Origin of the sequence: Actinomadura chibensis NBRC 106107 (genome assembly GCF_001552135.1) — a bacterium.
In the GTDB taxonomy this organism is placed as follows: Bacteria; Actinomycetota; Actinomycetes; order Streptosporangiales; family Streptosporangiaceae; genus Spirillospora; species Spirillospora chibensis.
In genome coordinates this window covers 1-21,295 of record NZ_BCQP01000091.1, presented here as the reverse complement: position 1 = coordinate 21,295, position 21,295 = coordinate 1, and the positions used below count along the sequence as shown (strand labels likewise).

The window sequence follows — 21,295 nt, the reverse complement described above, 5'->3', positions numbered from 1 at the left end:
CCTCCACCCGGCAAGATCACCCACAAGACCGATTGACGCCTCCCCCCAACCCGCGTTACACCCGCCGCGCGGGATCAAGGGGCGCCGGCGTGGAACCGGCAGTGATCCAGGCCAGAGCGCCCGTGGTGGCGCGACAGCCGCGCCCCCGTGAAGTCGGCCGGGCCGTGGAAGGTCGCGCGGCCCTCGGACGAGCCGGGCAGGCAGAAGTCGGCGCGCTCGAAGACCGCCCCCGCGAAGTCGGTCGTGCCGTGGAACTGGGCGCCGCAGAAGTCGCCGTAGCCGACCGAGACGCCGCTGAGGTCCAGGTCGACGAGCGTCGCGCCGGACAGGTGCAAGGAGAGCTCCGGCCAGCCGCCGGGACGGGCGCGGGAGGCGAGCGCCTCCTGCGCGGCCCGCCGCGCGCGCAACTCCGCGGCCTCCTGCGGCGTCAGCGGCCCGGTGACGGCGAAGGTCAGCGGCACACGCAGGTACTCGCACAGCGCGCGGGCCACCCCCGCGCGGGCCGCCGGCTCGGCGTCGCCGACCGAGGCGAGCAGCTCCACGCCCGCCAACCGCGCGAAAGGGTCGGGGTCGGCCAGCCGACACCGACCAGGGTCGGCGACCAGCTCGCCATCGCGGAGGCGCCAGCCGAAGGGCCACTCGTGGTCGGCGGCCTCGGCGCGGGCACCCGCCAGGTCGACGGTCGGGGCCACCAGGTGGACGGGGCCGCCGAAGGACGCGCCGGTGAAGTCCGCGGCGGCGCCGAACCGGGCCTTGCCGAACCAGGCGTCCGCGGCGAACCCGGCGTCCCGGAAGGTGACCGGACCGGCGAAGCGGGCACCGTCACCGCCCTCGATCCACTCCTGGTAGTCGAAGTCGAGGACGGCCAGCGGCCAGTGCGGATCGTCCTCGTTGGGCTCCTGCCAGGCGGGCGTGACCGCGTTCTCGACGTCGTCCCAGGCGGGGTCCTCCTCCGACAGCCCGTCCTCGCCGCGCCCGAACCACGCCAGATCGGCGAACCGCGCCCCCGCGAACCCGGCCGCGCCCCGGAACCGGGCACGCCCGAACACCGCCGCCCCCGCGAAGGCGGCCCCGCCGAACTCCGCGTCTCCCTCGCACAGCACGCGCTGGAACACCGCCTGCCCGCCGAACCGCGCCCCCGCGAAGTCCACATCGCCGACGAACCGCACGTCGGAGAAGTCCACGGCGCCGAACGCGCATTCCGCGAACCGGCCGTCCACCACGACCGCACCGCGCAGATCGACGTCCAGGCCGCCTCCGGCGCGCAGCAGCTCCGCCAGCGTCCGCCCGAACTCCCGCAGCGCGTCGAGACCCTCACCACCGGTTCGCCACCGCCGACACAGAGCGTCCACCGCCGCCTGCCCGCCCAACCCGCCTCCTAAATGGCCGAAAGGGGCAACTCTACGATCTGGCCGCGCGCGGAATTACACCGTTAGCATTCGGGGGCACGCGACATTGATCGTTTGGACACGCGCCTTCCATGTTGGGTTACGACTGGGCCCTGGTCGATGTGGAGACCTCCGGCTTCCGACCCGCCGAGCACCGCATCCTGTCCATCGCCCTGATGACGATCAATGCCGACGGACGGGTGGCGGCCCAGTTTTCCTCCTTACTGAATCCGGGCTGTGATCCCGGACCCGTCCACGTCCACGGCCTGACCAGCGAACGTCTCGTCGGCTCGCCCAAGTTCGAGCAGATCGGCCCTAGGGTCGCCGCCCTGCTCGACGGCCGCGTGATGGTCGCCCACAACGCGCGTTTCGACTACGACTTCCTCGCGCACGAGTTCGCCCGCGCCGGGCTGCGCCTCCCGGTCGACCAGCGGCTGTGCACCCTCGCCCTCAACCGCCGCCTGTCCCCGCCCACACCCAACATGCGCCTGGGGACACTGGCGGCGCACTACGGCGTCGTCCAGACCAAAGCGCACGACGCGGTGGACGACACCCGCGTCCTGGCCGGAGTGCTGCACGGCTCGCTGACGGCCGCGGCCCGACTAGGCCTCCAGTTGCCGTTAGTGCCCTGCCCACCCCGCCAAACCGCCGTCCGCCCCCGCACCCCCAAAATCCCCTGCGCCTACCGCAACCCCGGACGCCTCACCACCGGCGGCCCACTCGTCCAGGGAATGAAGATCGCCATCACCGGCGACACCCGAACACCCCGCCCCGACCTGACGGCCAAGGCGGCGGCAACGGGACTGAACATGATGTCCACGGTCAGCCGCCACACCAGCGCGCTCGTAACCAACGATCCGACCTCTCGCAGCGCCAAGGCCGAACGCGCGATAGCCGAGCGCGTCCCCACCATCGACGAGCCCACGTTCCTGCGCCTACTCCAGGACGTACGCCCCGGCACCCCCCACAAGCCCCCGACACCCACGGGCCGTCCCACGCCCCCGCCCACACGACCTCCCAAATGCCTGACCGGACGGCGCGTACTCGTCCTGGGCGGCTCACATGACCAGGCCGCGGCGGCACGGCTCCGCGTCACCGAACTCGGCGGCTCCGCCGCCGTCAACCTCTCCGCCAGCGTCACCGACGTCGTCGTCCTTCCGGGCGGAGACACCGACCGGCGCATGACCAGGGTCGATTCCCTCGGCCTGCCCGTCCACGACGAGAATTGGCTGCGGACGCTGAGCCCCTCACCACCCCCTGTGGAACCCAAGCAGCCCGCGATCCCCGTCCTGCCCCGGGGCGGTGCGACCGACCTAGCATCACGCACGACCGCGTGGACCGTCGCCGCGACATGGGCCCACCAGACGACCTGCGAGATCGACGTCGTCGCCTTCGCTCTGGACGCCGACGAACAGGTCTCCCGCGACGAGGACTTCGTGTTCTACGGCGCGCCCGAGACCCCTGACGGCGCCGTCACCCTGTCCGCGGACGGCCCCGCCGAACAGTCGATCATCATCGACACGGCGACCCTCTCCCCGGCGGTGCACAAGGTCGTCATCGCCGCCGCCATCGACGGCACAACGACCTTCGGCGCGGTGGGCGCCATAGAAATCACAGTCGGCCCCAGCGGCAGCGAGGCCCCGCTCGCCCAGGCCACCCTCGACGCAGGAACCACCGAACGCACAATGCTGCTGGCCGAGCTCTACCGCCGCGGCCCGTCCTGGCGCCTACGCGCGATAGGCCAGGGCTACGACCACGGCCTAGCCGACCTGGCCCGCAGCTACGGCCTGGACATAACAGACTGAACGCCCACGATTAAGACGACCGCAACCCCACCCAAGCCCCACCCGCAACCACCAGAAACGCACGACCCGCACCCACCGGGGAAGCACCACCCGCACCACCGGGGAACCACGACCCGCACCCACCGGGCAAGCACCACCCGCACCATCAGGGAAGCGCGACCCGCACCCGGCGGGGAAGCACCACCCGCACCATCAGCAACCAGGAAGAAAGAACGACCCGCACCGAAGTGACAGCCGCACCAAGACAGAGACCGCAACCGGCAGGGGGGCGTGGGGGCGGAGCCCCCCACATCGGGGGTCTGGGGGTCGCCCCCCAGACAAACAGAAAGAGGGAGTGGCCACCCGCGCTCTCCGCGGGTACACCACTCCCAACTCCATCGTGGGCGAGGAGGGATTTGAACCCTCACATCCTTTCGGACACACGGACCTGAACCGTGCGCGTCTGCCGTTCCGCCACCCGCCCGTGGGTGTCGACCCGTTTCGGGTCGCTGAAAAGGCTAGCACGGTCCTAGCAGTGGTTAGGTATCCAGATACTCCGAGCGAACCTTCACACCGATACGATCGTCTACCAGTGGGGAAGGGAGGTGCCCGTGGGCGTCATTCAGCGCTTCGAGCGACGGCTGGAGGGCATGGTCGAAGGAGCCTTCGCCCGTGCCTTCAAGTCCGAGCTGCAGCCGGTCGAGGTGGCCAGTGCTGTGCAGCGCGAGATGGACGATCGGGCGGCGATCGTGGCACAGGGCCGCACGCTCGTTCCGAACGACTTCGTCGTCGAGATCTCTCAGCAGGACGGGCAGCGGCTGCAGGTGTACGCCGACAGCCTGAGCCAGGAGCTGGCGAACCTGGCGCGCGAGTACGCGAAGGAACAGGGGTACTCCTTCGTCGGTCCGGTGCGCGTCCGGTTCGAGAACGCGGGGGATCTCGCCACGGGCATGTTCCGCATCCGGTCCGGGGTGATCCGGGGTTCGACCGTCGAGGGCGGGGAGATCCGGCAGCCGGTGAGCGACGTTCCGCGGGGGGGCCGCGGGGGCGTGTTCGGCGGGCATCCGCGGCTGCTGGTGACCACGGCGGTGGAGGGGGCGGACGCGACCCAGCGCACCTATGAGATCAATACGCCGGTGACCCTGCTCGGTCGCGGCACGGACTGCGACCTGAGACTCGTCGATCCCGGCGTGTCCCGGCACCATGCCGAGATACGCGTAGAAGGTCCCGAAATCGCTCTCGTGGATCTAGGGTCGACCAACGGCTCGTTCGTGAACGGGCAGCCGATCCGGCGGGTCACGCTGGTCGACGGCTCCCGGGTCACGATGGGCCGGACCACCCTTGTGTTCCGCCGCGATAGGGAGTAACCCCGACTCCGATGTCCGAATTCACCCTCACGCTGATCAAGCTGGCGTTCCTCGCGGTCCTCTGGCTGTTCGTCATCGCGGCCGTCGGCGTGATCAGGGCCGACCTGTTCGGCTCGAAGGCCGCGACGAGGGCGGCCAACCGGGCGTCCCAGCCCCGTCCCCCGAAGCCGCGGCAGCAGCCGAAGCCGCAGCGGCAGCCCCGCAGCGCCCAGCACGGCCCCCCGACGAAGCTGGTGGTGGTGCAGGGCGAACGGGCCGGCACCGTCATAGACCTCACCGGGGTCCCTATCACCATCGGTCGGGCGAATGACGCCACGCTCGTTGTGACCGACGACTACGCTTCGAGCCGGCATGCCCGACTTTATGCGCAGGACGGTCAGTGGATCGTGGAAGATCTCGGCTCGACCAATGGGACGTATCTCGGCCGCACGAAGGTGAGCCAGCCGATGCCGGTGCCGCCGGGCGTCCCGGTCCGTATCGGCAAGACCGTGATCGAGCTGCGCAAATGACTCTGGGAATCCGCTACGCCGTGCGCTCCGACGTCGGCATGCTGCGCGAGGGCAACGAGGACTCGGCGTACGCGGGCGCGCACCTGCTCGCGGTGGCCGACGGGATGGGCGGGCACGTCGGCGGCGAGATCGCCAGCGCGGCGGCCATAGAGGCGCTGCGCGCCCTCGACAAGGACCTTCCCGCGACGGAGCTGCTGGCCGCGCTGGAGCACAAGGTCAAGGCGGCGAACGACAACCTGCACCGCATCGTCGAGTCCGACCCCGCCCTGCAGGGCATGGGGACGACCCTCACCGCGATGCTGTGGGCGGGCAACCAGGTCGCGCTCGTCCACATCGGCGACTCGCGCGCCTATCTCCTGCGCGACGGCAGCCTCTTCCAGATCACCCACGACCACACGCTCGTGCAGTCGCTCGTCGACGAGGGCCGGATCAGCCCGGACGAGGCGGCGTCGCACCCCCAGCGCTCTCTGCTGCTGCGCGCGCTCGACGGGCGCGGCGAGGTCGACCCCGACCTGTCGCTGCGCGAGGCGCAGGTCGGCGACCGGTACCTGCTGTGCTCGGACGGCCTGTCCGGCGTCGTCACCGCCGAGACGATCTTCCAGGTGCTGACCGACGTGGACGAGCCCGACCAGGCCGTCCGGCAGCTCATCGACCTCGCGAACCGCGGCGGCGGGCCCGACAACATCACCTGCGTCGTCGCCGACGTGATCGACATGGAGCGGCAGCCGCCGACGGGCGGGCCCGGCCAGGCGGTCGGCGCGGCGGCGAACGCCGCGCCGCCGGAGCCGCCGGGCGGCGGGCCCGGCGCGAACACCACGGTCGCCGACACCCCGGCCGGACGCGCCGCGCAGCTGCGCGACACGATGCCGCAGCCGCCGGTCGCCGTCGACGAGATGCCGCCGCCGCCCGCGCCCGCCCCGCTGAGCGACCCGCGGGGCGGTCCGCCGATGGCGGGCGCGATGCAGGGCGCGCCGATGGGCGGGGCGCGCCGCGGCGGCCGCCGCTGGACGTGGCTGATCGTCGTCGCCGGAGTGGTCGTCGTCGGCCTCGTCGCGGGCGGGTTCGTGCTGGTGCAGAACGTCAGGAACGGCTACTACATCGGCGAGGAGAAGGGGCAGGCGGTGCTCTACCGCGGGACGCCGCAGGGCGTCCTCGGCCTCGACATGTCCCGCAAGGCCGACGCGAAGGACCTCCAGCCGATCACGGTCGTCGACCTCCCGCAGGACCTCCAGCGGCAGGTCAAGGAGACCTACACCGTCGACGGCCCCGCCGACTGGCAGCTCCTGGTCGACCGCGTCTGCAAGTACAGCCTGGTCGACCAGTCCGGCAAGGTCGCCGTCGTGCGCGGCCGGAACCAGCAGAACTGCGTGGAGGACGGGCCGAAGGCCACCTCCCTCCCGGTGGCGGAGCTGCCCGTCTCGGACGCCACGGCGGTCCGGAAGGGCGAGGTGTCGAACCTCATCGGGCGCGCGGCGGCCGACGACCGGCTCCGGCAGCTGACCGAGCGCCGCGACAAGTGCAAGCGGCGCGACCCGTCCATCCGGGACTGTCCCTCCGACGGGGGGAAGTCGTAGATGCAGTCGATCGGGGACCAGATCCGGGCGCACCTGCCCTACCAGCGGCGCAACTCCGCCTCGCTGGCCCTGCTGATCTTCGCGATGGTGCTGACCCTGTCGGCGTTCGCCGAGGTGGGGCTCGCGCGGGACGGCAACCTCCCCGGCGGGCTCTTCGTCTACGGCGGCGGGCTGCTCGTGCTGGCGTTCGCGGCGTTCTTCGTCCAGACGAAGTTCACCCCCTACGCCGACCCGCTGCTGCTGCCGCTGGCGGTCGCGCTGAACGGCATCGGGCTGGCCATGATCTACCGGCTCGACCTCGACACGAGCCACGACCACAAGGTCGCCGCCGCGGCGGGCAAGAAGCTGCTGAAGGACGCCGCCGACGCGCCCGGCCAGCTGATGTGGACGTTCGTCGGCATCGGCCTGTTCGTCGTCGCGGTGCTGCTGATGCGCGACACCGACAAGCCCGACGCCCCGCTGTCCGTCACCCCTAAGACCGCGCAGCGCTACACGTACCTGATCGGCCTCACCGGCGTGATCCTGCTGCTGCTGCCGATCGTCCCCGGCATCGGGATGGAGATCAACGGCGCCCGCGTGTGGATCCACCTCGGTCCGCTGTCCGTCCAGCCGGGCGAGTTCACCAAACTGCTGCTCGTCGTGTTCTTCGCGGGCTACCTGGTGAACAAGCGGCAGGCGATGTCGCTGATCGGGAAGAAGGTCGGGCCGGTCAGCCTGCCGCGGGCCCGCGACCTCGGCCCGATCGTGGTGATCTGGTTCCTCTGCCTGGGCGTGCTGTTCATGCAGAAGGACCTCGGCACCGCGCTGCTGTTCTTCGGCCTGTTCGTGTCGATGCTCTACATCGCGACGCAGCGGGTGTCGTGGGTGTTCATCGGCGTCGGGCTGCTCGCGGTCGGCGTGTTCATCGCGACGCTGCTGCCGTTCATGGGGCACGTCAACCAGCGCATCGACATCTGGCAGAACCCGAAGCCGTACTTCGACGGCGGCTGCCTGCTGGAGAGCGGCAAGGTCGTCCCGGTCAACCCCGACACCGACATCTACAAGAAGTACAAGGCGCAGGGGAACGGCTTCCCGGGCTACGCCGCCTGCGCCGAACTCGGCGGCGAGTACTCCGACAGCGCGCAGCTCATGAAGGGGCTGTTCTCGCTCGGGGAGGGCGGCGTCCTCGGCACCGGCCTCGGCCAGGGCGAACCCTGGCGGACACCGCTGTCCTTCAGCGACTTCATCTTCGACTCGCTCGGGGAGGAACTCGGTCTGACCGGGTTGATGGTGCTGCTGCTGATCTACGCCTTGATCGTCCAACGGGGGATGAAGACCGCCGTCGCGGCGCGGGACCCGTTCCTCAAGCTGTTCGCGGGCGGTGTGTCGTTCGTCCTCGCCCTCCAGGTCTTCGTGATCGTCGGGGGCGTCACGCGGCTCATCCCGCTCACCGGTCTGACGACGCCGTTCCTGTCCCAGGGCGGCTCGTCGCTGATGGCCAACTGGATCCTGATCGCGATCCTGGTGCGGATGAGCCACGACGCGCGCAAGCCCGCCCCGCAGGCGATCCAGGACGAAGGCATGACCCAGATCGTGAGCACGAGGTGAGCTGCCCGTCATGAACATGGACAAGCCGGTCCGGCGGGTGGCGATCTTCGCGATGCTGCTGTTCTTCGGGCTGATGGCGCAGGTCAACTACGTCCAGGGAAGCCAGGCCGAAGACCTGCGCACCGACGCGCGCAACGCCCGGCAGTACGCGGACGTCTTCAACTCGCCGCGCGGCCAGATCTCCGCGGGCGGCGAGGTGCTGGTCGAGTCGAAGGAGACCGGCAAGCCGAACCCGAAGTACGGCCGGACGTACGGGACGCGGCCCGGCGACGGCCCGATCTTCGCGCCGATCACCGGGTACTTCAACGGGAACGCGACGCAGGTCGAGCGGGCCTACAACTCGCTGCTCGGCGGCAAGGACAAGCGGATCACCCAGCAGCGCTGGTTCGACACGTTCATCGGCAAGAAGGCCGAGGGCGCGAACCTGGAGCTGACGATCGACCCGGACGCGCAGCGCGTGGCCTACCAGCGGCTGAAGGAGAAGACCCAGCCGGGCAGGCGCGGCGGCGCCGTGGTGATCGACATCAAGACCGGGGCGATCAAGGTGGCGGCGTCGTGGCCGTCGTTCGACCCGAACGAGGTCGCGCCGCAGACCGGGGAGAAGGGCGCGAAGCGGCTGGAGCAGCTCGACAAGGGCAGCGGCGTGATCAGGCCGCTGGTCGACAACGCGCTCAGCCAGACGTTCCCGCCCGGCTCGTCGTTCAAGACGGTCACCTCGGCGGTGGCGATGGAGCGGCTCGGGCTGAACATCTCCAGCCAGGTGAACACGGGGCAGCTGATCCTGCCGGAGTCGGGACGGCCGCTGCCGAACTCGCACGACAGCGGGAGCTGCGCGGGCTCGGCGCCGCTCAAGGGCGCGTTCGCCGAGTCGTGCAACACCTCGTTCGCGAAGATGGCCCTCGACCTCGGCATCCAGCAGTTGCACGACGGGGCGGCGAAGTTCGGGTTCGGCGAGCGGATCAAGATGGAGCCGGACATGTACGCCGCCGCGAGCGCCGTCCCGGTGTCGGTGACGGACGCGAAGGGCAACAAGATCGAGACCGGCAAGGACGGGACGGCCCGGTCCGGCATCGGGCAGGAGAACGTCCGCGCCACGCCGCTGCAGATGGCGCTGGTCGCCTGCGCCGTCGCCAACGACGGCAAGATCATGAGCCCGTACGTCGTCCAGACGGTCCGCGCGAAGGACCAGAGCGAGCTGTACACCGCGTCGCCGAAGGAGTTCGCGCAGGCGATGAGCGGCGACCACGCGCGGCAGATGCAGGAGATGATGCGCGCGGTGGTCTCCGTGGGCACCGCGAAGAACCTCCAGGGCCGCCAGATCGCGGGCAAGACCGGTACCGCCGAGCAGGACCCGGCGTCCGGCATCCCGAACTCCCGCTGGTTCGTCGGGTTCAGCCCGGTGGAGAACCCGCGGTACGCGTTCGCCGTCGTCACCGAGGGCCCGAACGACGGTGCGACCAACGCCGGGCCGATCGCGGCGGACATCATGGCTAAGGTCTTGAAGAAGTGAGCACGGGCCTCGTCCTGAACGACCGGTACCGGCTGCTGGAGCGGCTGGCGATCGGCGGGATGGGCGAGGTCTGGCGCGCGTCCGACGACGCGGCCGGGTACGAGGTCGCGGTGAAGCTGCTGCGGCGCGAGCTCGGCGGCGACCAGTCGGCGCAGGGGCGGTTCGCGGCGGAGGCGCGGTTCGCGGCCGAGTTGCGGCACCCTGGGATCGCGCGGGCGTACGACTTCGGCGAGCAGGACGGCCGCACGTTCATCGTGATGGAGCTGGTCCCCGGCGAGCCGCTGGACGAGATTCTCGCGCGCGGCGGCGGGCTGCCGGTGGAGGCCGTCCTCGACCTGATGGTGCAGGCCGGGCGGGCGCTGACGGTGGCGCACGAGGCGGGCGTCGTGCACCGGGACGTGAAGCCCGCGAACCTGATGGTCTCCCCGGACGGCGCCCTGAAGATCACCGACTTCGGGATCGCGCGGCGGCTGGCGGGGGCGTCGCAGACGGCGACGGGCATGGTCATGGGGACGGCCCACTACATCTCGCCGGAGCAGGCGCAGGGGCACGACCTGTCCCCGGCGGCGGACCTCTACTCGCTGGGCGTGGTGGCGTACGAGTGCCTGACGGGCGCGCCGCCGTTCGACGGGTCCACGCCGGTGGAGGTGGCGCTCAAGCACGTCCGGGACGCGCCCGCCGCGCTGCCGAACCGCGTGCCGCGCGCCGCCCGCGAGCTGGTCATGCAGATGCTGGCGAAGCATCCGGCGGGACGTCCGGCGGACGCGGGCGAGGTGGTCCGGCGGGCGCTCGGGATCCGCGCGGCGCTGAGCACCGGCCGCCAGGCCCGGGTGGACGCCGGGACCGAGGGACGGCGGCGCCGCTCAGGTGACGGCATCGTTACCGGATCGTCCACATCGCCGGGATTTGACGACTCCGGTGCGGCGGATAGCCTCACCAAGGGGCCGGCGCGCGGGCAACGACGCAGCGCGCTCGCCTACACGTCGGTCGCGGCCGTCCTGCTGGTGGCCTGCGCCCTCGTCATCGGGACGCTGTGGCGCGGGTTCGCCTTCGCGGGCCTCGGCGCCGACGAGCGCGACCCGCCGTCCGGTCCGCCCGCCACGAGGCCGGTCGGGGACCAGCACGTCGGCGACCCGGCCGTCCGTCCGGACGGGCTCCCACGGCACCGGGCCCGCACACCCTGGCCGACTGTGATGCCACGGCATCGGACGCATAGGATCCGTCCGTCAACGCGGGGGGCATGGAGGACGTCCCCCACCCGAGAGCCATCAACGAATCCGCCCCGGGCGACCCCCACCGCCCCAGAGCCACCTGCCCCAGAGCCAACACCCGCACCGACGGAGACCTCCACGACTCCGTCAACTCCGAGCCCGGATCCCTCTGCGACGCAGGACGGGAAGCTAGGTTCGGAGGACAAGGTGTAGACGTACGAGGGAAAGTGCACATATGAGTCAACCTCGGCTGCTCGGCAGCCGCTACGAGCTCGATACGGTGATCGGGCGAGGCGGCATGGCCGAGGTCTACCGTGCCCGGGACCTGCGGTTGGACCGCGTCGTCGCGATCAAGACGCTCCGCTCCGACCTGGCCCGCGACCCGACGTTCCAGGCCCGGTTCCGGCGCGAGGCCCAGTCGGCCGCGTCGCTGAACCACCCCTCGGTCATCGCCGTGTACGACACCGGCGAGGACATGATCGGCGACACCCCCATCCCGTACATCGTCATGGAGTACGTGGACGGGAGCACGCTGCGCGACCTGCTGCGGGAGAACCGCGCGCTGCTGCCCGAGAAGGCCCTTGAGATCACCGACGGGATCCTGCGCGCCCTCGACTACAGCCACCGCGGCGGCATCGTCCACCGCGACATCAAGCCCGCCAACGTGATGCTGACCCGGCAGCACGAGGTCAAGGTCATGGACTTCGGCATCGCCCGCGCCATGGCCGACTCCGCCGCCACCATGACGCAGACCGCGCAGGTCATCGGCACCGCGCAGTACCTGTCGCCGGAGCAGGCGCGCGGCGAGCGGGTCGACGCCCGCAGCGACATCTACTCCACCGGCTGCGTGCTGTACGAGCTGCTCACCGGCAAGCCGCCGTTCACCGGCGACTCCCCGGTCGCGATCGCCTACCAGCACGTCCGGGAGGAGCCCGTCCCGCCGTCGCAGGTCGATCCGCAGATCCCGCAGTGGGCGGACGCGATCGTCCTGAAGGCGATGGCGAAGGAGGCCGACAACCGCTACCAGAACGCGACGGAGTTCCGGCAGGAGATCCAGCGCGTGCTGCAGGGGCAGCCGGTGGCGTCGACGGCCGCGTCCACCATGATGATGGGGGCGCAGCCGCAGGGCACGCAGGTGATGGGCGCCTACCCCGGCGGCGGACCGGCCCGCACCCAGGTGCACCGGCCGGACGACGGGTACGGGCTGCCGCCCGTCCGCTACGACGACGAGCCCGAGCGCCGCGCCGGCGCCGGGAAGAAGGCCGCGCTGTGGGTGGGCCTCGCCATCCTGTTCATCGGCGGCGCGGCCCTGATCGGCTGGAAGATGAGCAGCAGCGGCGGGGGCGGCAGCGACGAGGTCGCCATCCCGCAGAGCATCGTCAACGTGTCGCAGAGCGACGCGTCCGGGCAGCTCACCAAGCTCGGCTTCAAGGTCGGCGAGCCGAAGACCGACTACAGCGACGACGTGCGCCGGGGCTATGTGATCAGCTCCGACCCGCGTCCCGGCACGAACGCGGCGAAGGGCGCGACGGTCACGCTGCTCGTCTCCAAGGGCAAGAGGCCGCCGACGCAGGTCGAGGTGCCGGACGTGACCGGCAAGCCCTACACCGTGGCCAAGGCCATGCTGGAGGAGCGCGGGTTCGAGGTCGAGAAGCGGGTCGAGTCGAGCGACAGCGTCCCCCGGCTCAACGTGATCAACACCGACCCGGCCGGCGGGACGAAGGCCGACAAGGGCGCCAGCGTCACCGTCGTCGTGTCGAACGGCCCGGCCAACCTCAAGGTGCCGGACCTGTTCAACAACAGCCAGCGCGCCGCGTGCGGCAAGCTCCAGCGCCTCGGCCTGCGCTGCGAGGTGAAGAAGGGCGTCGCGCCGCCGGACCGGCAGGTCGCGCCCGGCTTCGTGTTCAACCAGGAGCCGACCCCGGACGCCACGGTCGCCCCCGGCGACACCGTGACGATCTACGTGGCCCAGCAGGCGCCGCCCCCGCCCACCGGCCCGACCGGCACTCCCGAGACCCCGGGCATCCCCGGCTTCCCGGGCGGCAACGGCTGACCGAGCGACCGACGAGGGCCCCGGCCTCCCCTGCGGGAGGATCCGGGGCCCTTTTCGCGTTGAAGTGGGGCCTCTGACCTGCGAGTTCCCAAAATCACCGAGATCTTGAGAAATTTTCGGTTGAAACCCGTAACGTCCCAGGGCGCCGTGACGAAGACCATATCGAGGGCTTCCGCCATTGCCCCCGAGTGGCGGAAGCCCTCTTGTTCTTTGCCCCGCACTCCTCCTTCGGGCCTGGCGGCCCTCCATCGTCGTGCGAGGCGTGCGATCGCCGCATCGCTCCGACTCGCCTTGCGGCTCGCTTCGCGATCAGGTTCTCGCTTCGCTCGAACCTGCCTTCGGACGCGATCGCGACGGTTCAGGCCGTCGCGGGGTTGCCGTGGTGGTTGCTCTGGGCGGTCGTCAGCCAGTTGCGTAGGAGCCGGTGGCCGTGGGCGGAGAGGATCGACTCCGGGTGGAACTGGACGCCCTCGATCGGGCGGGTCCGGTGCCGGAGGCCCATGATCACGCCGCCGGGGGTTCTGGCGGTCACCTCCAGTGGGGCGCGTACGGTCTCCGGGGCCACCGCCAGGGAGTGGTAGCGGGTCGCGGGGAAGCTCGCGGGCAGGCCGTGGAAGACGCCCTCGCCGGTGTGGACGATCTCGCTCGTGGAGCCGTGGACGATCTCCGGCGCGCGGGTCACCGTGGCGCCGTAGGCGTGGGCGATCACCTGGTGGCCGAGGCAGACGCCGAGGAGGGGCGTGCCCCGGCGGTCGGCGTCGCGGACCAGGTCCAGGCAGACGCCCGCGTCGGCGGGGTGGCCGGGGCCGGGGCTCAGCAGGACGCCGTCGGCGTCCGCCGCGTCGGCGAGCGTGACGTCCGAGCGGTCCTTCACCAGGCAGTCGGCGCCCAGCTCCAGCAGGTACTGGACGATGTTGTAAACGAAGCTGTCGTGGTTGTCCACGACCAGGACGCGCATGGTCACCTGGGTTTCGCTGACTGGGTGGGGGTCGGGCCGTCCACCACACCGTGGTCGAACTGGACCTTGGGTTCCACCCACGGGAACACGACGTACCAGAGGACGACCGCGACGGCGACGACCAGGCCGAGCGCCGTGGCCGCCTTGGTCTGCCACGCGCCCGGCAGGCGGCGCCAGATCCACAGATACACGGGGGCCTCCTAGGTCGGCTTCTGGACGCGCGGCACCGCGGCCGCCAGCTCCCCGAAGACGATCATCCGTTCGGCGGCGGAGTACTTCGGGTGGCAGGTGGTGAGGGTGATCATGCGCTTGGTGGGCCTGCGGTTCGGGTGCAGCGGGACGGGCGCCGTCACCTCCACGGCGGACGGCTTCACGATCCTGCGGTCGGTGACGGTGTAGGTGTACTGCTCGTCCCGCGTGTCGATGAGGATCTTGTCGCCGCGGCGCAGTTCGCCGAGGCGGTTGAAGGGCGCGGAGTAGGTCGTCCGGTGGCCGGAGACGACGAAGTTGCCGACCTGGCCGGGCAGCGCCGTGCCGGGGTAGTGGCCGGGGCCCTTGCGCAGGTCCTTCCGCTCGACGCCCTCGATGACGACGTAGTGGTAGCCCTTGCCGAAGCGGGGGATGCGGATCATGGCGAGGCCCTTGCCCAGCTCGACCCGCTCGGTGGTGACCTTGGACGCGCGCCAGTCCTTCATGAGCTCGTCGCCGAGGCGGTTCTGCTGGCCCTCGGTGTAGCGGCCGGTGCCCCACAGCTCGTACGTCACGAAGAGCATGACGATCAGGCCGGCGGTGATGCACAGCTCGCCCATGCCACGGATGAGCGTCCGCAACGCGCGTCCTCTCTACTGGGGGATCCGGTCGGGGGGCACCGTGGCGTGCTTCATCGTCACGTTGCCGGTGTAGGGCGGCAGGGTGGCGCGCTCCACGGTCCGCACCGCGTAGCCGAGCCCGTACGCGCGGACGTACCTGCGGTAGACGGCGATCTCGCGGGACGCGCCGAGCGCCGCGCGCAGCCGCCCCGGGTCGCCGACCGCGGTGATCCGGAACGGCGGCGAGTACACGACGCCCTGGAGGATCAGCGTATTGCCCACGCACCGGACCGCGCTCGTCGAGATGACCCGCTGGTCCATGATCTGGAGGCCGCGGGCGCCGCCCGCCCACAGCGCGTTGACGACGGCCTGCACGTCCGCCTGGTGGACGACGAGGTCGTCCGGACGGGCCCCGCGCGGCGGGTCGCCGTGCTGGGGCGCGTCGTCCAGCGCGACGCGGACGCCGGGACCGGCGAGCGGGGTGAACCCGGCGCGGGCGGCGAGCGCGTCCGCCTCGGCCTGGGCCCGCTTCACGCGGGCATCGTGACGTCCGGCCGCGCGCGATATACCGTCGACCTCGTGGCGGAGCCGCCGGTACTCGGCGCGCTCCTGGCGGCTGCGGCGCTGCTCGGCGGCGATGAGCTCGGTCATCCGGGTGCGGCCCTGCTCGCGCAGGCTCGTGCCGCGGGCCGTGCTCGCGCTCGCCGCGAACAGGGTTCCCGCGAGGAGCGTGAGAACTGGGATGATGCTTCGCCACGCTGGACGCCGTACGCTGCACATCGGCGACTACGCTAACCGACAAACCACCCATGCGCGGACCGGCGCTCCGGCCGCCGGACGCCCGAGGAGACCGACCACCGTGGCCAAGTCCAAAGTGCGCAAGAAGGCCGTTTACACGCCCCCGCAGAAGTCGAAGACCCCGGAGGTCAGCCCGCGCTGGCTGGTGCCGACCATGGTGGGGCTGTGGCTCGTCGGCCTGATCTGGATCGCCGTCTTCTACGTGACGGCGAGCACCGGCACCGACGTGCCCTTCATGTCCGACCTGCACAACTGGAACCTGGGGATCGGCTTCGCCGCCATCATCCTCGGCGTGGTGCTCTCGACCCGCTGGCGCTGACGCCCGGGTTATCCACAGGCTGGGAGGCTCCCGGGCGGGTTTTCCCCAGGTTTTCCACAGGCCGCGGCGGGCAGGCGAGGACGCCGCCGCGGTGACCCCCGAGGGGGTGTGCGCGCGGCGGCGTCCGCACGACGCCGGACGTGACGCTAGACGGACGGGCTGAGCTCCGCCGTCCGGACGAGCACGAGCGCGGCGAGCAGCGCGAGCGTGACCAGTGGCGCGCCCACATGGAAGAGGGTGCGCCGCGCGGCCGGCGCGTACGCGTAGGCGGCGGCGAGCGCCGCGCCGACGACGAGCCCGCCGACGTGCCCCTGCCAGGAGATGTTCGGCACCGAGAAGGTGATCACCAGGTTGATCACCAGCAGCACCACGATCGGGCCGACCGACCCGCCGAGCCTGCGGCCGATCACGAAGAACGCGCCGAACAGGCCGAAGATCGCGCCGGACGCGCCGACCGCCGAGTCGCCCGGGGCGCCGACCAGGTACAGCAGCACCGAGCCGCCGAGGCCGGACAGCAGGTACAGGGCGAGGAAGCGCCACCGTCCGAGCACCTGCTCCAGCGCGGGCCCGATCGCCCACAGCGCCCACATGTTGAACAGGATGTGGGTGACGCCGAAGCTGCCGCCGCGCTGGTGCAGGAACATCGTCGTGAGCAGCCGGTACCACTCGCCCTCGGCGACGCCGCCGACCTCGCCGTCCGGGAGCACGCCGCGGCCGAGCATCATGAACTCCCAGACGACCCGCCACGACGACAGCTCGGCGAGGTAGGCCAGCACGCACGCGCCGATCAGCGTGTAGGTGACGACCGGCACGGCGGTCGCGGAGCCCCGCGCGCCGAGGACCGTCCGGGGGACGGCCCGGCGGACGCCCTGGTTGCCCGCCCGGACGCACTCCACGCACTGGTGGCCGACGGCCGCGTCCCGCATGCACTCGGGGCAGATGAAGCGGTCGCACCGCGTGCAGCGCACGTACGTCTCCCGCCCCGGGTGCCGGTAGCAGGTGGGCACCGAGGTCTCGGGGGCGGGACCGTGTTCTGTGGTCATCTGGGGCTCCGTTGTGCCGTGCGGCGATTCACCCGTCCTGGGCTTGCATCACCCGTCCTGGGCTTACACCGTATGCAACGACTAGCGCCGTTCGATCGTCACCGACTGGAGGACCACGTCCTGCTTCGGGCGGTCGCCGCGTCCGGTCTCGACCTTGCCGATCCGGTCGACGACGTCGGTGCCCTCGATGACCTTGCCGAAGATGGTGTGGCGGCCGGTGAGGTGCTGGGTCTGCCCGACGCTCAGCGTGATGAAGAACTGGGAGCCGTTCGTCCCGGGCCCGGCGTTGGCCATCGCCAGCAGGTAGGGCTTGTTGAACTTCAGGTCGGGGTGGAACTCGTCCTTGAACTCGTAGCCGGGGCCGCCGGTGCCGGTGCCGAGCGGGTCACCGCCCTGGATCATGAACTTGTCGATCACGCGGTGGAAGATCGTCCCGTTGTAGAGCGGGTCGGTGGACTTCTGGCCGGTCCGCGGATCGTGCCAGGTCCGGGTGCCCTCCGCCAGTTCGACGAAGTTCGCCACCGTATCCGGGGCCTGCTCCGGGTAGAGCTGGGCGACGATCTTGCCCTCGGACGTGTTCAGGGTCGCGAAGATCTCGTTGGCCACGCTGGCCGCCTCCTCGTGAGTCTGGTGTGCTCTCTGTGCCGTACACGGCGGGTCGCGGTCATGCCCGAACCCGTCACGCTGTGTGGCCGTTCTGTCGCGCGCACAAGGTTTACCCCCCGGTCCTTGGGAAGGCTGCATGACAGGACCTCGCAAACAGGGAGGTTAGCGTGTCCCTAATGATCAGATTCCGCGGCAAGCCGCAGGAGGAGGTTCGGAGCGGGCTCGGCCGCGCCCAGGAGGCGGCCAGGCTCGGCGCCGAACGGGCCCGCCGGGGCGCGTCCTCCGCGGTGGAGCGGATCGGGCCCGTCGCGGGTGAGCGGGTGATGATGGCCCGCGGGTGGAGCGCGCCGCGCCTCCGCCGGGCGGCCCGGTACGTCGAGACCGGGCTCGCGCCCCGGGTGAGCTCGTTCCTGAGCGGCGTCGCGCACCGGGTGGAGCCGCCGAAGCGGTCCGGTCCCGGACGCGGCGCGATGATGGCCATGCTGGGGACGGTCGCCGCCGTCGGCGTGGCCGGCGCGGTCGCGACCCGGCGCGGCGTCATCCGCGACCTCGCGGGCGGTTCCGGCGACCGGTCGGGCGACGCCACCTCGGCGGACGCCATGACGGTCTCCGGCTCCGACGTCGACGGCCAGGTGCACTCGCCGCACTGACCCCGTCCACGGACGCCTCGCCGGAGGGCCCGGCCTTCGCGAAGGCCGGGCCCTCCGGCGTGTCCGGGTTCGCTACCACCCGGTACGGTGAACGCCATGTCGCCGAACGGGCCGGACCGGCTGGACCGGCCGCTCCAGCCGCCGCGCCGGACGCTCGCGGCCCGCGCCAGGCTGCGGGCCCGCCGGGGCGTGCACGGGGCCGTCCACCGCGCCTGGGAGTGGGTGCGGCGGCACGGCGAGATCACCCCGGAGACGCCCGGCCGCCGCAGGTTCGCCTACCTCGGCGAGGGCGCGTGCATCGCGTTCCCGGTCGGCGCGATCTACGGCGAGCCGTGGATCTCGATCGGCGACCACACCCTGGTCGGGACGCACGTGACGATCTCGGCCGGGTTCGTCCCGGGGCTCGACCTCGGGCCGGACGTCATCGTCCGGATCGGCGGGAGCTGCTCGCTCGGCCGCGGCACGCACATCGTCGGCCACCAGTCGATCGAGATCGGCGACGACGTGTTCACCGGCCCGAACGTCTACATCACCGACCAGAACCACACCTATGGCGACCTCGACACCCCCATCGGGCGGCAGTGGCCGGAGAACAACCCGGTCGTGATCGGCGACGGCTGCTGGATCGGCACCGGCGCGATCATCCTGCCGGGCACCCGGCTCGGCCGGAACGTCGCGGTCGCGGGCGGCGCCGTGGTGCGCGGCGAGTTCCCCGACCACGCGGTGATCGGCGGCGTCCCGGCGAAGGTGCTGCGCAGCCACGACGCCGAGCACGGGTGGCGGCCGCCGCTGCGCACCGATTCGCTGATGTCCCTGGACGAGCTGGCCGCCCTCTCCGTCGACGGCCTGGAGGGCCTCCAGATCCTCCAGGACAAGCTGCGCGAGCAGCGGCGTCCGGCGCCCGACGGCGGCGTCCTCCGCGAAGAGGCGGGCTGACCCGGGCTCATCCGGCGAGCCGCCGCGCGAGGCGGGGCAGCAGGCGCAGCGCGTTGCCGCGGACGATCGCGCGGTGCGCGCGTCCGTCTACCCCGGGGTCGCGGTCGAAGTCGGCGGTGTTGATCCGGACCTCCTTCGCCGAGTTGGCGGGCCAGTCGGTGCCGAACAGGACGCGTTCCGCGCCCACCGCCGCGAGCAGGGTCGGCGTCGCGTAGGGCGACGTCGGCAGCGCCGTGTCGTAGTGGAAGCGGCGCAGCGCGGGGCGGATCTTCGCCGGGTCGGGGCCGTCGTCCTCGCGGCCCCAGCGCTCGGCGCGTCCGGCCATGTAGGGCAGGAACCCGCCGCCGTGGGACAGGATGATCGACACGTTCGGGTAGCGGTCGAGCGCCCCCGTGGAGATGAGGCTGAGGGCGGTGCGGGTGGTGTCGAGCAGGAAGTCGCCGAGCCAGTCGCCGACCTCCGGCACCTCGACGATGCCCTTCGGCGCGACGGGGTGGGTGAACACGACGGCGCGGCGCCGGTCCAGCTCGGCGAAGAGGGGCGCGAACATCCGGTGCCCGAGGTAGTGCCCGGCGGCGGAGGTGTTGAGCAGGATGCCGTCCGCGCCGAGGACGTCCAGCGCGTGCGCGGCCTGCTCCACGGCCAGGTCGGGGTGGAGCATCGCGACGTTGGCGAAGAAGCCGAACCGGGTGGGGTGCTCGCGCACGAGTTCCGCGAGCGACTCGTTGCACACCTGGACGCCGGAGACGGCGGTCCTGCGGTCCTGGAACACCTCGGCCGGGACGGGCGCCGACGCGACGCCCACGGCGATCCCGTTGGCGTTCATGGTGCGGAGCGTGCTCCGCAGGGTCCACCGGGCCCAGGACGGGCCGCCGGTCGGCGGGAGCAGGCCCTGCGCGACGGCCCACTCCCGCATCTTCGGCGGGACGGCGTGGTGGTGCGTGTCGATCCGGTCGCGCGCCGGGCGCCGGTCGCTCGCGGCGGCTCCCGCGGCCGGGACGGCGCCGAGCGGGACGGTGGCCGCCGCGGCGGCGAGCCCGGACATCTTCAGGGCGTGGCGGCGGGATATTTCGGACATCCGCGTCTCTCCTTGCTCGGTCGAGGGTGCCGCCCACCTTGGACCTCACGAGAAAGTCTCAGATGAGAGTATATCAAACGGTCCTACCATGGAGGCATGCTCGACGATCTGCTCGAACGCCTCCTGGCCGGGGACGGCGACGCCCGGCACGTGGGGCTCGGCATGCTGCTCGCCGCCGCGCACAACAGCAGCCGGGCGCGCGTCAACGACGAGCTGCGGGCGCTCGGGATCGACGTCCGCGAGTTCTCGCTGCTGTTCGCGCTGGAGCTGTACGGGCCGTCCAGCCAGCGGCGCCTCATCGACCTCACGGGCATCGACAAGTCCACGATGGTGCGCGCCGTCGACGACCTGGAGGAGGCGGGCCTCGTCACGCGCGAGCGGACCCCGCACGACCGCCGCGCCTACTCGGTGACGCTGACCGCCGACGGCCGCCGGACCTTCGCCGCGGCCCGCCGCGCCGCCGCCGAGGTGGGCGACCGGCTCTTCGGCGGGTTCACCGGGCCCGAACGCGACCAGCTCGTCGCGCTGCTCCGCCGCCTCGCCGAAGCCCCGGGCGACGGGCGCTAGCGGAGCAGCAGGAACGCGACGACCGCCGCCAGCAGCCCGGCGAGCGGAACCAGCGTGTAGATGAGGACGAGAGCCTCCTCGCCGGGACGCTCGACCGGCTCGTAGCCGAGGACGCCCCGGCTGTAGATCGTGCGCGGCGTCGTGTAGTAGAGCAGGACGGGACGTCCCGGACGCGTGTCCACCGTGATCTCGGCCAGCCCCGACCGCACGCCCCAGTACGAGAGCCAGACGCGGATCGGCCACTCGCCGGGCGGCACGCTGATCGGGTTGTCGCCGACGCGCAGGTCCGCCCGGGTGTCGCCGATGCGCGCCCGGACCGGCAGCGGCCGGGGCCCGCGGCCGTCCGGCGGCGCCGCGAACGGCGGCTGGACGCGGATCACCACCGGCACCGCCGACCCGTATCCGTGAGACATCGACGCCGACCCCCCTCACGGGCGCCGCGCGCGGGCGCCCACCGGCCGGTCCGTCCGGCCGCTACAGGCTTCGACGCCGTCCCGGACCACCCGGGTTTGCAAAGAAACGGCAGCCCCGCCCAGGTGGGCGGGGCT

The 21,295-nt window shown here is 71.7% G+C and carries 21 protein-coding genes and 1 tRNA gene; 12 read left to right on the top strand and 10 right to left on the bottom strand.

The features are described from left to right. Positions 1 to 74 precede the first annotated feature (74 nt). Positions 75 to 1,370, bottom strand: coding sequence for a pentapeptide repeat-containing protein (locus ACH01S_RS40010; protein ID WP_067905238.1), 1,296 nt, complete (start codon positions 1,368 to 1,370; stop codon positions 75 to 77). A gap of 110 nt (positions 1,371 to 1,480) precedes the next feature. Here ACH01S_RS40010 and ACH01S_RS40005 point away from each other — a divergent pair, with 110 nt between their 5' ends. Continuing rightward, complete coding sequence (locus ACH01S_RS40005) at positions 1,481 to 3,193, top strand: TerD family protein (RefSeq protein ID WP_067905235.1); 1,713 nt, start codon at positions 1,481 to 1,483, stop codon at positions 3,191 to 3,193. Between the two features lie 380 nt (positions 3,194 to 3,573). Here ACH01S_RS40005 and ACH01S_RS40000 read toward each other — a convergent pair. Next, positions 3,574 to 3,656 (bottom strand) — tRNA-Leu (locus ACH01S_RS40000). Between the two features lie 127 nt (positions 3,657 to 3,783). Here ACH01S_RS40000 and ACH01S_RS39995 point away from each other — a divergent pair. Genes ACH01S_RS39995 through pknB form a run of 7 tightly spaced genes read left to right on the top strand, consistent with a single transcriptional unit; the run spans position 3,784 to position 12,983 of the window. Beyond that, positions 3,784 to 4,539, top strand: a complete 756-nt coding sequence (locus ACH01S_RS39995; protein ID WP_067905231.1) for an FHA domain-containing protein — start codon at positions 3,784 to 3,786, stop codon at positions 4,537 to 4,539. Between the two features lie 11 nt (positions 4,540 to 4,550). Further along, positions 4,551 to 5,048, top strand: a complete 498-nt coding sequence (locus tag ACH01S_RS39990; RefSeq protein ID WP_067905228.1) for an FHA domain-containing protein FhaB/FipA — start codon at positions 4,551 to 4,553, stop codon at positions 5,046 to 5,048. Continuing rightward, positions 5,045 to 6,622 carry a Stp1/IreP family PP2C-type Ser/Thr phosphatase gene (locus tag ACH01S_RS39985; RefSeq protein WP_067905225.1) on the top strand — a complete coding sequence of 526 codons (1,578 nt, stop codon included), beginning with the start codon at positions 5,045 to 5,047 and terminating at the stop codon, positions 6,620 to 6,622. Before ACH01S_RS39990 ends, ACH01S_RS39985 begins: the two co-directional genes overlap by 4 nt. Then, positions 6,623 to 8,209 carry an FtsW/RodA/SpoVE family cell cycle protein gene (locus tag ACH01S_RS39980; RefSeq protein WP_083981691.1) on the top strand — a complete coding sequence of 529 codons (1,587 nt, stop codon included), beginning with the start codon at positions 6,623 to 6,625 and terminating at the stop codon, positions 8,207 to 8,209. Positions 8,210 to 8,219: 10 nt separating this feature from the next. After that, a complete protein-coding gene (locus ACH01S_RS39975) occupies positions 8,220 to 9,719 on the top strand; it encodes a peptidoglycan D,D-transpeptidase FtsI family protein (protein WP_067905222.1) in 1,500 nt (499 codons plus the stop codon). Next, the gene (locus tag ACH01S_RS39970; protein ID WP_067905218.1) at positions 9,716 to 11,143 is read left to right on the top strand and encodes a serine/threonine-protein kinase; all 1,428 of its coding nucleotides are present in this window, start codon (positions 9,716 to 9,718) and stop codon (positions 11,141 to 11,143) included. The genes ACH01S_RS39975 and ACH01S_RS39970 overlap by 4 nt, the downstream gene beginning before the upstream one ends. 22 nt (positions 11,144 to 11,165) lie before the next feature. Beyond that, complete coding sequence (gene pknB / locus ACH01S_RS39965) at positions 11,166 to 12,983, top strand: Stk1 family PASTA domain-containing Ser/Thr kinase (protein ID WP_067905215.1); 1,818 nt, start codon at positions 11,166 to 11,168, stop codon at positions 12,981 to 12,983. Between the two features lie 358 nt (positions 12,984 to 13,341). Here the strand turns inward: pknB and ACH01S_RS39960 are convergent, their stop codons facing one another. From ACH01S_RS39960 to ACH01S_RS39945, 4 genes are read right to left on the bottom strand one after another with little or no spacing between them, the layout of a single operon-like run. Then, complete coding sequence (locus ACH01S_RS39960) at positions 13,342 to 13,941, bottom strand: anthranilate synthase component II (protein WP_067905281.1); 600 nt, start codon at positions 13,939 to 13,941, stop codon at positions 13,342 to 13,344. Positions 13,942 to 13,943: 2 nt separating this feature from the next. After that, entirely contained in the window at positions 13,944 to 14,132 is a 189-nt protein-coding gene (locus ACH01S_RS39955; RefSeq protein WP_067905212.1) for a hypothetical protein, read from the bottom strand. Positions 14,133 to 14,141: 9 nt separating this feature from the next. Beyond that, complete coding sequence (locus ACH01S_RS39950) at positions 14,142 to 14,771, bottom strand: class E sortase (RefSeq protein ID WP_246236512.1); 630 nt, start codon at positions 14,769 to 14,771, stop codon at positions 14,142 to 14,144. 12 nt (positions 14,772 to 14,783) lie between these two features. Beyond that, the gene (locus ACH01S_RS39945) at positions 14,784 to 15,530 is read right to left on the bottom strand and encodes a DUF881 domain-containing protein (RefSeq protein ID WP_067905205.1); all 747 of its coding nucleotides are present in this window, start codon (positions 15,528 to 15,530) and stop codon (positions 14,784 to 14,786) included. Between the two features lie 79 nt (positions 15,531 to 15,609). On the opposite strand from ACH01S_RS39945, the gene ACH01S_RS39940 reads away from it, so the two are divergent. Then, on the top strand, positions 15,610 to 15,867 hold the full coding sequence (locus ACH01S_RS39940) for a cell division protein CrgA (RefSeq protein ID WP_067905203.1): 258 nt from the start codon (positions 15,610 to 15,612) through the stop codon (positions 15,865 to 15,867). Between the two features lie 146 nt (positions 15,868 to 16,013). Here the strand turns inward: ACH01S_RS39940 and ACH01S_RS39935 are convergent, their stop codons facing one another. Further along, positions 16,014 to 16,910 carry a rhomboid family intramembrane serine protease gene (locus ACH01S_RS39935; protein WP_067905200.1) on the bottom strand — a complete coding sequence of 299 codons (897 nt, stop codon included), beginning with the start codon at positions 16,908 to 16,910 and terminating at the stop codon, positions 16,014 to 16,016. A gap of 81 nt (positions 16,911 to 16,991) precedes the next feature. Beyond that, positions 16,992 to 17,516, bottom strand: coding sequence for a peptidylprolyl isomerase (locus tag ACH01S_RS39930; protein WP_067905197.1), 525 nt, complete (start codon positions 17,514 to 17,516; stop codon positions 16,992 to 16,994). A 176-nt stretch (positions 17,517 to 17,692) separates the two neighbouring features. Between ACH01S_RS39930 and ACH01S_RS39925 the strand changes: the two genes are divergently transcribed. Together ACH01S_RS39925 and ACH01S_RS39920 are read left to right on the top strand one after the other, a co-directional pair. Further along, on the top strand, positions 17,693 to 18,166 hold the full coding sequence (locus ACH01S_RS39925) for a hypothetical protein (protein WP_067905195.1): 474 nt from the start codon (positions 17,693 to 17,695) through the stop codon (positions 18,164 to 18,166). A 96-nt stretch (positions 18,167 to 18,262) separates the two neighbouring features. After that, complete coding sequence (locus ACH01S_RS39920) at positions 18,263 to 19,102, top strand: acyltransferase (protein ID WP_067905192.1); 840 nt, start codon at positions 18,263 to 18,265, stop codon at positions 19,100 to 19,102. Positions 19,103 to 19,109: 7 nt separating this feature from the next. On the opposite strand, the gene ACH01S_RS39915 is transcribed toward ACH01S_RS39920, so the two are convergent. Beyond that, entirely contained in the window at positions 19,110 to 20,180 is a 1,071-nt protein-coding gene (locus ACH01S_RS39915) for an amidohydrolase family protein (protein WP_083981689.1), read from the bottom strand. 96 nt (positions 20,181 to 20,276) lie between these two features. Here ACH01S_RS39915 and ACH01S_RS39910 point away from each other — a divergent pair, with 96 nt between their 5' ends. Beyond that, on the top strand, positions 20,277 to 20,747 hold the full coding sequence (locus ACH01S_RS39910; protein ID WP_067905189.1) for a MarR family winged helix-turn-helix transcriptional regulator: 471 nt from the start codon (positions 20,277 to 20,279) through the stop codon (positions 20,745 to 20,747). Here ACH01S_RS39910 and ACH01S_RS39905 read toward each other — a convergent pair. Continuing rightward, the gene (locus tag ACH01S_RS39905; RefSeq protein ID WP_148344180.1) at positions 20,744 to 21,160 is read right to left on the bottom strand and encodes a hypothetical protein; all 417 of its coding nucleotides are present in this window, start codon (positions 21,158 to 21,160) and stop codon (positions 20,744 to 20,746) included. The two genes, ACH01S_RS39910 and ACH01S_RS39905, sit on opposite strands and share 4 nt — an antisense overlap. Positions 21,161 to 21,295 lie beyond the last annotated feature (135 nt).

Coding starts and splice junctions, on each gene's coding strand:
- ACH01S_RS39910 (WP_067905189.1), top strand. CDS start 20,277: ATGCTCGACGATCTGCTCGAACGCCTCCTGGCCGGGGACGGCGACGCC.
- ACH01S_RS39905 (WP_148344180.1), bottom strand. CDS start 21,160: ATGTCTCACGGATACGGGTCGGCGGTGCCGGTGGTGATCCGCGTCCAG.
- ACH01S_RS39935 (WP_067905200.1), bottom strand. CDS start 16,910: ATGACCACAGAACACGGTCCCGCCCCCGAGACCTCGGTGCCCACCTGC.
- ACH01S_RS39915 (WP_083981689.1), bottom strand. CDS start 20,180: ATGTCCGAAATATCCCGCCGCCACGCCCTGAAGATGTCCGGGCTCGCC.
- ACH01S_RS39925 (WP_067905195.1), top strand. CDS start 17,693: ATGATCAGATTCCGCGGCAAGCCGCAGGAGGAGGTTCGGAGCGGGCTC.
- pknB (WP_067905215.1), top strand. CDS start 11,166: ATGAGTCAACCTCGGCTGCTCGGCAGCCGCTACGAGCTCGATACGGTG.
- ACH01S_RS40005 (WP_067905235.1), top strand. CDS start 1,481: ATGTTGGGTTACGACTGGGCCCTGGTCGATGTGGAGACCTCCGGCTTC.
- ACH01S_RS39920 (WP_067905192.1), top strand. CDS start 18,263: ATGTCGCCGAACGGGCCGGACCGGCTGGACCGGCCGCTCCAGCCGCCG.
- ACH01S_RS39960 (WP_067905281.1), bottom strand. CDS start 13,941: ATGCGCGTCCTGGTCGTGGACAACCACGACAGCTTCGTTTACAACATC.
- ACH01S_RS39985 (WP_067905225.1), top strand. CDS start 5,045: ATGACTCTGGGAATCCGCTACGCCGTGCGCTCCGACGTCGGCATGCTG.
- ACH01S_RS39945 (WP_067905205.1), bottom strand. CDS start 15,530: ATGTGCAGCGTACGGCGTCCAGCGTGGCGAAGCATCATCCCAGTTCTC.
- ACH01S_RS39990 (WP_067905228.1), top strand. CDS start 4,551: ATGTCCGAATTCACCCTCACGCTGATCAAGCTGGCGTTCCTCGCGGTC.
- ACH01S_RS39980 (WP_083981691.1), top strand. CDS start 6,623: ATGCAGTCGATCGGGGACCAGATCCGGGCGCACCTGCCCTACCAGCGG.
- ACH01S_RS39975 (WP_067905222.1), top strand. CDS start 8,220: ATGAACATGGACAAGCCGGTCCGGCGGGTGGCGATCTTCGCGATGCTG.